Here is a 13,068-nt window from a genome sequence, read left to right on the forward strand (position 1 = left end):
GCAGGCTATTGACTGTTTTGAAAAATGGATTATAATTAGGTGTTTTTACAAATGAAAGAGATAATTCATACCTACATTGGAGGAGAAAAAATTGGAAACGCAAAAGGAAAAACATCCGCAGATTCCTCTGAGCATGGCTGCGATTTTCGTGGCGTTGGGTGTCGTTTACGGGGATATAGGAACATCGCCACTCTACGTCATGAAAGCGATCGTCGCAGGGAACGGCGGACTGGCATCATTGTCGGACTCCTTTATCATCGGAGCGTTGTCATTAGTGATATGGACGGTCACCCTGCTGACCACGATCAAATATGTGATGGTTGCCATGCAGGCCGATAACCATGGCGAGGGCGGGATCTTTTCACTCTATGCTCTTGTCCATAGACGCGCAAAATGGCTGATTATTCCAGCTATGATAGGGGGGGCTGCCTTGTTGGCCGATGGCATCTTAACGCCTGCAGTTACGGTTACGTCGGCTGTCGAAGGGCTGCGGAGCATCCCGGTTTTCGACGGGCTTTTAGGTGAAGGCCAAGGGGCAATATTGGCGATAACGCTGACGATTATTTCAGCCTTGTTCATTATCCAACGTCTCGGAACCAAAGCAATAGGAAAAGCTTTTGGACCCATCATGGCGCTATGGTTTAGTTTTATCGGCTTACTGGGATTGTGGCAAGTGTTCAGTAATCCGATTGTGTTATTGGCATTTAACCCCATGCGGGGCATAAATTTGCTGTTCAGCGAACAGAATAATGCCGGCTTTATGATCTTGGGAAGCGTCTTCCTGGCTACAACAGGGGCAGAAGCATTGTACTCGGACATGGGGCATGTCGGCAGGAAGAACATTTACGGCAGCTGGCCCTTTGTAAAAATAACACTCTTGCTGAACTATTTAGGCCAAGGTGCATGGCTGATGCATGCAAATTCAAATGCCGCACTTCTCCACATAGAGGACTTCAACCCATTTTTTGAAATGATGCCGAGCTGGTTGCGTCTTTTCGCGGTTCTCTTGAGTACGATGGCTGCTATCATCGCTTCGCAAGCGCTCATTACCGGCTCGTATACGCTCGTCTCGGAAGCAATCAGCCTGAATTTGCTGCCGCATTTGAAAATCCAATATCCTTCCCAGACAAAAGGGCAAATGTATATTCCTTTGGTGAATAATATTCTCTGGCTAGCTTGTTTGGGGGTCGTCCTCTATTTCAGAACATCGAGCCGGATGGAAGCAGCCTATGGGTTGGCCATCACGGTCACCATGCTGATGACCACGATTTTGTTGTTTGAGTTTTTACGGATGAAGAACGTTCGTTTCGCCCTTTCGTTGTTCATGTTTGTGTTCTTCGGAACATTGGAAACAACCTTCTTTGTCTCAAGCGCAACGAAATTCTCCCACGGGGGTTATGTCGCCGCGCTGCTGGCCTTCCTTCTTTTCATCGTCATGTTCGTTTGGTATAAAGGGAATAAGATCGAAAATTGGCAGCGGTTCGAATATCCGATGTCGGATTTTATTAACCAATTCAGAAAATTAAAAGAAGATGATTCGCTGCCTGTTTTTGCAAACAATCTGGTCTTCCTGACGAGCAATCAAAATCCCGGTTCTGTTGACCGTGATATTCTCTACTCCATTTTGGATAAACGGCCAAAGAGGGCGGACGTGTATTGGTTCATTAACGTAGCCGTCACGGATCAGCCTTATACGCAGGAATATAAGGTGGTCGATTACGGCACGGATTTCTGCTTTAAGGTTCAACTGCGGTTAGGCTTTAAAATAGAGCAACGCATCAATATCTACTTGCGCCAAATCATTCAAGAAATGATGGAAGAGGGAAGAATCAAACCGCAAAGACAAGCGTATACGATCTATCAAGAAAAAGAGATCGGCGATTTCTGTTTTGTATTGATCCGCAAGGCCATTTCACCAGAGAGCAACCTCACTATCTTTGAGCGCCTCATCATGAGCACAAAATATAATATTAAAACATTGACGGGATCACCGGCTAAATGGTTTGGGCTGGAAAATACAAACTTAATCATTGAACAGGTTCCGTTGTTCCTGAAGGTAAGAAAAGCAAACCATCTTACCAGAGTGGATTAAACAGTTTATCCGAATAAGAGGAGAGTCAGGGCATTTGCCAGGGCTCTCCTTTTTTTGTGCGGCCGGCGAGGGCGTACCGAAGACTCAAAAAAACCAAAAAAAAATAAAATGAAATTAGGCTATTATTTTTGATATGTGAGGAAATCAGGTATCTTAAGGGGAGATAATGTGCCTTGGAAATGTTATTCTCACAAGCTTTTAAAGGGATGTCAGAAAAACTTACATTCGATGTAATTATTGCGTTGACTAAGAGGAAAAAGAGGTTTATTCTTGTTGTATTAAATCAATTAAATACTACTGATTCAACTAATGATTAAGAAGAGATACCCTTTTTTCAAGAGACCCAAATCCTTGGAAATGAAATATACATTTGTATGTTTATCATCTCATAAAATTCGATGGAGGGGTTGGTATGAAAGAAAAGGAATTACGGCGTTCGATGGCGGTTTTTACCATTGGAACAGTCATGCAGTTGACAGATCTGACTGCAAGACAAATTCGGTATTATGAAGAGCAAGAACTCGTCCATCCTAAACGTACAGACACCAATCGCAGAATGTTTTCATTGAATGATGTCGATCGTTTGCTGGAAGTGAAAGATTATCTGGCAGAAGGATTGAATATTACAGCAATCAAACGGATGTACAGCACAGAAAGAAAAGAACAAGAGAAGGCACTCGAAAAAAGTCAGAAAAATCTGACGGACGAAGATGTGCGACGAATCTTGTACAAAGAAATACTGAACGCAAGCGGATTTAACTCTGGGGATTCCAACAAACCTTGGGGAAGAATATAAAAAACAAAAAAATATAAAAACATAGGTTAGAAAGAGGGATTCCATATGGCAAAATTTACTAAAGAAGAAATCATCGCATCAGCAAAACAACAAAATGTTCGTTACTTACGACTAATGTTCACTGATATTTTAGGAACCATCAAAAACGTGGAAGTTCCTATCAGCCAATTAGATAAAGTTTTGGAAAATAAAATGATGTTCGACGGTTCTTCCATCGAAGGATTTGTACGTATTGAAGAAAGCGACATGTATTTATATCCCGATTTTGATACATGGTTAGTTTTCCCTTGGGGCACGGAGCAAGGAAAAGTCGCTCGTTTAATCTGCGACATTTATATGCCAGATGGCACACCATTTGCTGGCGACCCTCGCAACAACCTAAAACGCGCGCTTGTGGAAATGGAAAAATTAGGCTTCACAAAGTTCAACTTAGGACCAGAACCAGAATTCTTCCTGTTCAAATTGGATGAAAAAGGCCAACCAACAGTTGACTTGAACGACCAAGGCGGATACTTCGACTTAGCACCGACTGACTTAGGCGAAAACTGCCGTCGTGATATCGTATTGGAATTGGAAGCTTTAGGCTTTGAAATCGAAGCAAGCCACCATGAAGTTGCACCAGGACAACACGAAATCGACTGGAAATACGCAAACGCTGTAGAAGCTTGCGACAACATCCAAACGTTCAAATTGATCGTTAAAACGGTTGCCCGTAAACATGGCTTGCATGCAACGTTCATGCCTAAACCAGTATTCGGCATCAACGGTTCCGGTATGCATTTCAATATGTCATTGTTCAACGAAAACGGCAATGCTTTCTACGACAAAGAAGATGAACGTCAATTAAGCGCGACAGCTTACCAATTCATCGCGGGTCTGATCAAACATGCGCGCGGATATACAGCGGTCTGCAACCCGATCGTTAACTCATACAAACGTTTGGTGCCCGGCTACGAAGCGCCTGTATACATCGCATGGAGCGGAAAAAACCGTTCACCATTAATCCGTATCCCGGAATCACGCGGCATGTCCACTCGTGTTGAATTACGTAGTGTTGACCCAGCTGCAAACCCATATTTAGCTTTGGCTGCTTTATTGGCTGCAGGTCTTGACGGCGTGAAAAACAAATTGGAAGCTCCAGCTCCAATCAACCGCAACATCTACCAAATGACAGCTGAAGATCGTCACGAAAACGGCATTTTAGACTTGCCTACATCGTTACATGAAGCACTTGAGGACTTTGCTAAAGACCAAATGATGTTTGACGCATTGGGCGACCACATCAGCAACAACTTCATCGAATCGAAAGAAATCGAAGTGATGTCTTACAACCAACAAGTAACGGAATGGGAAAGAGAACAATACTTGAACATGTATTAAGAAAGAGTGCGATAAAAGTCGGTTAGCTGCCTATTGCCTGTACAGTGGCGCTGCCTTTTAGAACACGTTTAAGCAGTAACGTTCGCAGAAAACAGAGGGGCTGAGACGGGAGTCTCAGTCCTTTTTTCTGTTCCCTGGAACTTTCAGAAAGACAGACCGACGTTTTGTTCATCTTTTTTAGGTTAAAACCTTCGCTTAACGCAAGGAATTCATTTATAATGGATTAGTATTAAAATTTGATGAATAAAAAGAGGGGTCAAAATGGATTTTACAAAGATGCATGGAATAGGCAACGACTATGTTTATGTGAATGATTTGGATGAAAAAATCAGCGATCCAGCGGCCGTAGCTAAATTTGTAAGTGATCGCCATTTTGGCATTGGGTCTGACGGCTTGATTTTGATCCGTCCCTCCGATAAAGCAGACTTTATGATGCGGATGTACAATGCGGATGGTTCGGAAGGCGCGATGTGCGGAAACGGCATCCGTTGTTTCTCAAAATTCGTTTACGACAAAGGGCTGACGGATAAGCTGACGCTGACAGTCGAGACAAAAAGCGGCATCAAGACCATTGAATTGAAAAAAGAGGGCAACGAAATCATAGGTGCCCGTGTTGATATGGGGATGCCCATCTTAAAAACGAAAGAAATCCCGATGATCTGGCCCACGGAAGAATGCATCAACCAACCGTTGGAAGTGAATGGGCAAATCTACCAAGTGACGGCTGTTTCGATGGGGAACCCGCATATCGTCACTTTTGTCGATGACACCAAAGGAATCGCGATCGAAAAAATCGGACCGTTCTTCGAACATCACGAAGTCTTTCCGCAACGGGTAAATACGGAATTTATCCGCATCATCGATGAAGAAACCATTGAGATGCGCGTGTGGGAAAGAGGTTCCGGCGAAACGTTGGCTTGCGGAACGGGTGCTTGTGCGGCTGCAGTCGCCGCCCATCTGAATGGCCATGCCGGCAGAAAAGTGACCGTGAAGCTGCTGGGTGGGGATTTATTGGTGGAATGGGATGAAGAAACGGGAATGGTTTATCTATCCGGACCCGCCACGACAGTGTTTGAAGGAACGATACATATTGAAGGAGTGATTGTATAAATGGTTACAGTAAATCATGATTATTTAGACTTACAAGGGAGTTATCTGTTTTCTACCATCGCAAAAAAGGTGGCAGCTTATCAAACGGAGCATCCAGAAGCGAAGATTATCCGGATGGGGATCGGCGATGTGACGCAACCCTTGGTACCGGCTGTCATAGAGGCATTGCATAAAGCGGTGGATGAACAATCCAGCATGGAAACGTTCCATGGGTACGCACCTGATTTGGGTTATACCTTTTTACGCGAAAAAATCGTTGCGCATGATTACGAAGCGAGAGGCGCACATGTCGAATTGGATGAAGTTTTCATTTCGGATGGAGCAAAAGGCGATGTGGCGAATATCCAAGAAATCTTCGGACGGGACAACAAAGTTGCCGTCGGCGATCCTGTCTACCCTGTCTACGTGGACAGCAACGTCATGAGCGGACGTACCGGCACCTACAATGCCGAAACGGAAACGTGGAGCGACCTTACCTATCTGTCGGCGACGAGCGAAAATGATTTTATCCCTTCTTTACCGACAACACATGTCGATTTGATCTACTTGTGCTATCCGAACAACCCAACCGGGACTACTTTGACGAAGGAAGCCCTGCAGGAATGGGTTGACTACGCGAACAAAGAGGATGCAGTCATCATCTATGATTCGGCCTATGAAGCCTTCATCACGGAAGAAGAGATCCCGCATTCCATTTATGAGATCGAAGGGGCCAGAACATGCGCCATCGAAGTCAGAAGCTTTTCGAAGACCGCCGGGTTCACCGGTCTGCGTCTGGGTTACATGGTTGTTCCGAAAGAATTGGTACGTGAAGGGGTTGCCTTGCGGGATCTATGGGCAAGACGCCACGGCACAAAATTCAACGGCGCCCCTTACATCGTTTCCCGTGCCGGGGAAGCCGTTTACTCGGAAGAAGGCAAAAAACAAGTGAAAGAGCAAATCGCTTACTACTTGCGCAATGCAAAAACCATCCGGGAATACTTGACGGAGGCTGGGTACGAAGTGTTCGGCGGGGTAAACGCTCCTTATGTATGGGCTAAAACGCCGAAAGGGATGACGTCATGGGCATTCTTCGATTTCCTTTTGGAAGAAAAGAACATCGTCGTGACACCTGGTTCCGGTTTTGGGCCAAGCGGCGAAGGCTATGTCCGCTTCTCGGCATTCGGAAACTATGAATCCGTACAGGAAGCAATGCAACGCATCACAAAATAGCAGAACAGGACTTGAAGCAGCTCGGCGCTTGCCGGGCAATCTTCAAGTCTTTTTTTGACGACTAGGAAACTATAAAATATATATAAGAAGCGTATCATTGCAAGTGTTTCACAGGTTCCTAATCTGTTTCACGCCATCAAATGATGTCCAGCGGTCCAAGCCTGCCTCTCGGAAATGAAAGATGAAGGAACCTCTGGGCTCTATGAGCCAAGACATACTGTTCGACAAGGCATGAGTTCTTGCCATCTTCGCTATCTAAAGAAGCTTCAAAGAAGCACCTCAGACGTCGCACTGTGACGTTTGAGTACCTGGCCGGCACGGTCACGGTGATTGAATTTAGAAATCTCTCAGCAATTGCGCTCTGCGATGCTCAAATGCACAGTAGTCTTAGGAATTCATTCCTTAGACTACCAGTGCAAGGAGCGTTGCTTCCTTATTATTTCTGTCGAGGCATAGCGGGCTTGTCCCGCTTTTCTTGTTCCATCGTCCGGCAAACGCCAAATCTTTTCAGCTATCCCTAGGTTCTTTCCAAAAGAAAACGTATAATGGGGAGTGAAGAATCTATCTTTTTTTAAGGAGGGATTACAATGGAAGCAATCGTAATAGAGGGCTTGACGAAAAAATACAAAAAGAATGTTGCCTTGGATAATATCAATCTTACTGTCGGACAAGGTGAAATATTTGGTTTCATCGGACCGAATGGTGCGGGTAAATCAACAACGATTAAATGTCTGCTTGATTTCATCAAACCGACGAAGGGAATCGCCGAAATTTATGGTTTGGATGCCCAGAAGGATTCCGAAAGTTTGAAGCGCATCATCGGCTATGTGCCAAGCGATGTGCACTATTACAACAATGTGACCGTCGAAGAGATTTTGAAAATGACCGGGAAGTTCCATGGCATCCATAATCTGAAAGAGATGATGGCCTATTATGTGGAACGCTTCGAATTGGAGCCGAAAAAGAAAATGAAGGAGCTGTCGCTGGGGAACCGCAAAAAAGTGGCCATCGTAAACAGCCTGATTTTTGATCCGGAAGTGCTGATTTTGGATGAGCCGACCAGTGGCTTAGACCCGTTGATGCAGCATCGTTTATTCGAAGAGCTGAGCTATCATCACGATGAGGGTACCACCATTTTCCTTTCAACGCATAACCTGCATGAAGTGGAGTCATTCTGCACCCGTACCGCCTTCATCCGCAGCGGCAAGATCCTTTCTGTGGAAGAGATGGAGACCGGGCATACGCCTGCGAAAGTGGTGAAGCTGACCGGGGCGGCGCTTCAGGTGGAGGCGTTGCAGGCGAAAGGGTACCGTGTTCTGTCAAGGACGGATACCGACGTTTCTTTGTTGTACCAGGACAGCGTGAAGCAGTTGTTGACGGACCTTTCTTTCCTGGAGATCGATGATGTCGAAATCCGCAACCAAAATCTGGAGGAGAAATTCTTATCACTGTACGACGGAGGTGAGCTTCATGAATAGCATTAAATTGGAATGGAAGCAGGAACGCGGCGGGCTGCTGGTCTGGCTGTTCTTTGTAGTCGTGATTCTTGGCCTGTTCATGGCGTTTTTCCCGCTGATGCAGAATCAAGGTATGACTGACATCGTGAACTCGAAGCTGGAAGCCATGCCGCCGGAACTGCTGGAAGCCTTTGCGTTGACGAACGGCGCCAGTCTGCTCACGGTTACGGGTTACTTTGCTTATATCTTTCAATATGTTTTCCTGGCGTCCTGCATCTTTGCGGTCATGAAAGGCGCGCAGGCATTGATCAAGGAAGAAACGAATGGGACCATCGAGTATCTGTATGCCCAGCCGATCAGCAGAGCGGCGATCGTCACGAGTAAATACATCGCAAACCTGGTGTTGCTGCTCATTTTCTGGGCGGTTGTATACGGTGCCGCGCTGACATTCATCTATCTGTTCAAAGAGAACGGTGTCGATTTTATTTCGGTTTTGCCTGATGTTTCGCTGATTTTCGGGACGGAGTTCATTATTTTGTGGTTCTATTATTCGGTGGGATTCCTGTTCTCGACAGTCATCGCCAGCAGCCGTTCCGCCAGCGGTGTCGGGCTGGTTTTGGTTTTCGGCACTTACGCAATCGGCTTGCTTGCGAAATTGGTGACGGACTATGAATTTCTCCGCTTCTTTTCACCGGTGGATTACGCATTGCCGGCGACTGTCCTGGAGGAAGGCATCCGCTGGGAATATATTTTGATCTGCATAGCGGGAAGTTTGCTTTCCTTGGGGCTAAGCCACTCGATCTATCGGCGCAAAGATTTGCGCATTCAAGTGTGAGGCGCCCATTTTAAGGCTATAATGAAAAAGAGGTCCATGGCGCAATGCCATTGGACCTCTTTTTCATTATAGTAACCTATCAATCGGCAAAAGTTAAAAACAGGATAGCAGCAACGATGAGCGCATAAGACAGTTTTTCCAAGTTTTTTTTCACGATGGGGTTCAGGCCTTTATCGTAACGGGTTTGGTACATAATCCAAACATTGATGCCGATGCTGACGATTCCCAGCAGGGTAGCGATCAGATATTTATTCATTCCTATCAGTCTCCTTCTAAGGGGTGTTTGCTTAATTTTTAGGTGGATCCATGACCATATCGATATGAGGAATATCGTCTTCCAAATAGATTTCTGAAATGGGCCGGAAACCGAATGAAGTGTAGAACGATTGCAGATAGGCTTGCGCCTGCGCGTGGATGGGGAAGCCAGGATAGTGTTTGTTTGCATAAGCCAAAACAACCGTCAACAGCTCGTCTCCGAATCCGTTGGCTCGTTGCTCTTTTGGTACCATTACCCGGCCTATCCGGACGCTTTCCGGTTCCAATATAAGGCGCGCATAAGCCAGGAACGTGTCATCGACCTGTTTGCAGAAATGGATGCTCGCGAAATCCGCGTCATCGACCTCTTGATAGGCGCAGTCCTGCTCCACGACAAAAACAGCCGTACGTTCTTTATAGATACGATGGAGTTCCTGTAAAGTGAGTTCCCCAAAAGGTTTGATTGTCCACATGCTTCGTTGTCCTCCCAGAACAGCTGATGCCATCCGTAATAGCCTTATTATAGCAAAGCCAAGCCAAACAAAAAACCAACAAATTTTTTAAGGCATACTCTGACTGAAAGGAACGTGATGGTCAGGCAAAAAACAGCACCCGGAACAAGATGATATCTTGCTCCGGTGCTGTTTTTTTTGAAGTGTCTAATAATATTTCAAAGCATCGGGTCCGGTGTCGCTGTTGCTGATACGGACGGCATCGGTGACAGGAGAAATGAAGACTTTACCGTCACCGACATGCCCTGTATATAGGGCTCTGCGGGCTGCGCGAACGACTTCAGCGACGGGTACTTCGCAGACGATTGTTTCAACACGTACTTTCGGCAAGAGGTCACCTTGTGTTTTTGTCCCACGATAGTAGGTTTGTTGGCCTTTTTGGAGGCCGTAGCCGTGGACGTAAGTGACGGTCATGCCCGTTACTCCGATGGCGTTCAATTCCGCCTTCAGACGTTCCAATTTATCCGGGTTGGCGAGGATGTCCACTTTGTTCATTTCAAAGCCTGAATCCACAAGCGTGAACGCCCCGGCTTTGCTTAAGTCAATCGCCTGATTGGCCGACATTTCTGAAGGATTGTGATTTGTTACGAAATCATCAAAAGCGCTGGTTGCGACAAAATCGTGGTAACTGGAGGACAAGCCGTGTTCAGCGATATCCATGCCCGCGATTTCTTCTTCAGCGGTAACGCGCAGACCCATCGTCTTCTCGATGACTTTGAAGACGATGAAGATTGCGATTCCGGTATAGACAGCGACGGAAGCCACACCCAACAATTGGGTTCCCAACAGCCTGGATCCTCCGCCATACAAAATACCCCGATCGGTAGCGAAGACGCCTACCAAGATGGTCCCCAAGGCGCCATTCACAGCATTGACGCTGAACGCCCCAACCGGATCGTCGATCTTCAGTTTTTGATCGACAAATTCAATAGCCAACACAGTCGCTATCGCGGCGATAAAACCAATCGCAATGGCACCGAAGGGAGACACAACCGAACAACCGGCCGTAATGGCCACTAAACCTGCAAGGGAGCCATTCAATGTCATGGATACATCCGATTTTCCGTATTTTTTCCAGGTGAAGAGGAGCGTCACAACGGTTGCGGTAACAGCGGATAGGTTGGTGTTCAAAAAGATTTTTCCAATCAGGGACAAGGTTTCGTCGCTGGTTGCCGATAAGGTGGATGCCCCGTTAAAGCCGAACCAAGCAAACCACAGGATGAACACCCCCAAAGCTCCGATGGTCAAATTATGACCAGGGATGACCTGTGCTCTCCCGTCTTGGTATTTGCCGATACGCGGTCCGACCATTTTTGCGCCTACAAGAGCTGAAATCCCACCGACCAGATGGACAGCGGTTGAGCCCGCAAAGTCAATGAATCCCATTTGCTGCAACCAGCCGCCGCCCCAGATCCAATGGCCGGAGACGGGATAGATAATCAAGGAAATGATAAAGGAATAGACAAGGTAGGAGCTGAATTTCGTACGTTCTGCAACAGCGCCGGATACGATTGCAGCGGAAGATGCCGCAAGCACATTTTGAAACATGAAATGGACAGTTCCGGGAATGGTGGAATCCACTCCAGCCATAAAGAACGCAGGTGTACCGGTGAAGCCGCCGATATCTGGACCGAACATGATGCTGTAGCCGATTAAAAAGAATGCCAGAGAGCTGAGGACGAAGTCCATGAGGTTTTTCATGATGATGTTGGCCGCATTTTTAGCCCGGGTGAATCCAGTCTCCACCATGGCGAAACCGGCTTGCATGAAAAAAATTAGGACTGTCCCAAGTAAGGTCCATAATGTGTCTACTGATGAGAACATGATAGATTCCCCCTTTTGAAATAGCTTACTCATAGTGTATAGGAATAATTTTTTTACCGCTATATCATTCTGACAAAGGATGTCACATATCCTCAAAAGGTTTAATCGATTATGTTTCTGCCACTTTTTAGGTGGTTTCCATGTTTTTTTTTACGGATTTTTCTGACAAGGATAGAACTATATTGGATTGAGAACATATATTTCAGGCAATATATAAAAAGAAAACCTCACATGGAAACGCGTTGTTTTTTTTGGATGTCAGTATTTGTTATGGGAGATAGGTCACATAGCGGGGGAATGATACACCCATTCTTGAGAACGTGATCGAATGTACCCTCTGGACGATACTCGGAAAATGCGATCAGACAAAAAGAGAAGCCCCCACCCGATTCGACGGGTGTAGGGCTTCTCTTCTTTTTAAAAATTAATGATCCAGTCCATCTCTGATAATTCGATCAAAGGCATATCAGCGATGCCACAAGCCGATAATTCCATCTTAAAACTATCTTCCGTAAAGGGACCTGTTACAGATTCAACGCTTCTATCAACAATAAAGTATTCAAAGGATTCTTTAAGTTCTTTTTCAAGGATGATAAATTCTTCGTTCCAATTCAATCGTGTAATGTAGCCCGAGATATTTCCGGTCGGATAGCGATAAGATGAAGGCAGATGGAAAAGATTTTGTCCAGAAGCACATTGTCTTAAAAATAGGTCTTGGTTGATTTGGATTCTGAATTTTGCGACTTTTGATATTTCCGGAAACATTTTATTCTTCCACACTATTAATTTCACCCCTCTTTTTTATTCATTGTTTTGCTATTTCACTTATCATGGCTCTTTTAAAAGCACCTGGAAAACATACAAAAAACAATATAAATCGCTTACATTTCTGACAGGCTTTAGTATAACCGCTTTTTTTTAGAAAGTACAGTATATTTTCTTGAATTAATGTGTTTTTTATGTTTTTTAATATTTTCTTTACCATTTTAGGTCGAGAAGTCCTCCATCTCTGCAAGTTGGGAGATGAATCGCCTCTTTTTAGCAATTGATAAGAATCCACGTTCCCCCGGAAAGCACGATAAGGGTAGTATAAAAAAGGGGGGGTAACCCATGGAACGGAACGATTCAAAGCTCATAAATTCCGCATTTATCCTACCGACGGGCAAGTCCTTTTCTTTGCCAAATCCTTCAGTTGTGTGTAGAAAGTCTACAACTTGATGCTGTCCGACTGCAAGTAAGCGTATCAGGAATACAAAAATTCTGGCGAGAAAACGAAAGATTTAGCATCGGTGCAATCCCCTTTTTTGAAAGAAGTCGAAAGCCTTGCGTTGGCTAATGTCCAACTTAATCTGAGGATCAGACAATGCACGAAAACGGTTTCTCTTGTCAAATTGACTTGTAAGGAAGCATTTCTGCGGGTGTGTACGCATCGAAGCAGTACTTTATTGACATCTTTTAGAAATAGAAAAAACACTATATATAGTATGAAATTAAAATGGTATGATTATATGTAGTATTTTTAAGTGCGTTTTCTTAGCGAAAGATAAAAGGTCGCACATTATTAATTCAAATTGTTTATTTAGTAACTACATATT

At 45.1% G+C, this 13,068-nt stretch carries 11 protein-coding genes and 1 pseudogene; 8 read left to right on the plus strand and 4 right to left on the minus strand.

Annotation, left to right across the window (positions count from 1 at the left end):
* Positions 1–133: 133 nt before the first annotated feature.
* From BM101_RS07065 to BM101_RS07095, 7 genes are all read left to right on the plus strand, one after another.
* Positions 134–2,092: a KUP/HAK/KT family potassium transporter gene (locus BM101_RS07065; RefSeq protein WP_087034101.1), complete on the plus strand. Its 1,959-nt coding sequence runs from the start codon at positions 134–136 to the stop codon at positions 2,090–2,092.
* Between the two features lie 412 nt (positions 2,093–2,504).
* Complete coding sequence (locus BM101_RS07070) at positions 2,505–2,888, plus strand: MerR family transcriptional regulator (protein WP_087034050.1); 384 nt, start codon at positions 2,505–2,507, stop codon at positions 2,886–2,888.
* Positions 2,889–2,933: 45 nt separating this feature from the next.
* Positions 2,934–4,268 (plus strand): type I glutamate--ammonia ligase, encoded by a 1,335-nt coding sequence (gene glnA / locus BM101_RS07075; protein WP_087034051.1) that lies wholly within the window; start codon positions 2,934–2,936, stop codon positions 4,266–4,268.
* A gap of 261 nt (positions 4,269–4,529) precedes the next feature.
* Entirely contained in the window at positions 4,530–5,378 is an 849-nt protein-coding gene (gene dapF / locus BM101_RS07080; RefSeq protein WP_087034052.1) for a diaminopimelate epimerase, read from the plus strand.
* Positions 5,379–6,590: an LL-diaminopimelate aminotransferase gene (locus BM101_RS07085; protein WP_087034053.1), complete on the plus strand. Its 1,212-nt coding sequence runs from the start codon at positions 5,379–5,381 to the stop codon at positions 6,588–6,590.
* Between the two features lie 587 nt (positions 6,591–7,177).
* On the plus strand, positions 7,178–8,068 hold the full coding sequence (locus tag BM101_RS07090) for an ABC transporter ATP-binding protein (protein WP_087034054.1): 891 nt from the start codon (positions 7,178–7,180) through the stop codon (positions 8,066–8,068).
* On the plus strand, positions 8,061–8,882 hold the full coding sequence (locus BM101_RS07095) for an ABC transporter permease subunit (RefSeq protein WP_177194428.1): 822 nt from the start codon (positions 8,061–8,063) through the stop codon (positions 8,880–8,882). Before BM101_RS07090 ends, BM101_RS07095 begins: the two co-directional genes overlap by 8 nt.
* Before the next feature lie 79 nt (positions 8,883–8,961).
* Here BM101_RS07095 and BM101_RS14095 read toward each other — a convergent pair whose 3' ends face one another.
* The 4 genes from BM101_RS14095 to BM101_RS07110 form a co-directional block, all read right to left on the minus strand.
* Positions 8,962–9,138 carry a hypothetical protein gene (locus BM101_RS14095; RefSeq protein ID WP_177194429.1) on the minus strand — a complete coding sequence of 59 codons (177 nt, stop codon included), beginning with the start codon at positions 9,136–9,138 and terminating at the stop codon, positions 8,962–8,964.
* A gap of 31 nt (positions 9,139–9,169) precedes the next feature.
* Entirely contained in the window at positions 9,170–9,610 is a 441-nt protein-coding gene (locus tag BM101_RS07100; RefSeq protein ID WP_087034056.1) for a GNAT family N-acetyltransferase, read from the minus strand.
* Positions 9,611–9,796: 186 nt separating this feature from the next.
* On the minus strand, positions 9,797–11,473 hold the full coding sequence (locus BM101_RS07105) for an ammonium transporter (RefSeq protein ID WP_087034057.1): 1,677 nt from the start codon (positions 11,471–11,473) through the stop codon (positions 9,797–9,799).
* Positions 11,474–11,890: 417 nt separating this feature from the next.
* Positions 11,891–12,253, minus strand: coding sequence for a hypothetical protein (locus BM101_RS07110; protein ID WP_143084439.1), 363 nt, complete (start codon positions 12,251–12,253; stop codon positions 11,891–11,893).
* 338 nt (positions 12,254–12,591) lie between these two features.
* Here BM101_RS07110 and BM101_RS14370 point away from each other — a divergent pair.
* Positions 12,592–12,825 (plus strand): annotated as a pseudogene (locus tag BM101_RS14370) (helix-turn-helix domain-containing protein); the annotation flags it as partial.
* Positions 12,826–13,068 lie beyond the last annotated feature (243 nt).

This window comes from Trichococcus palustris, from assembly GCF_900114465.1.
Classification (GTDB): domain Bacteria; phylum Bacillota; class Bacilli; order Lactobacillales; family Aerococcaceae; genus Trichococcus; species Trichococcus palustris.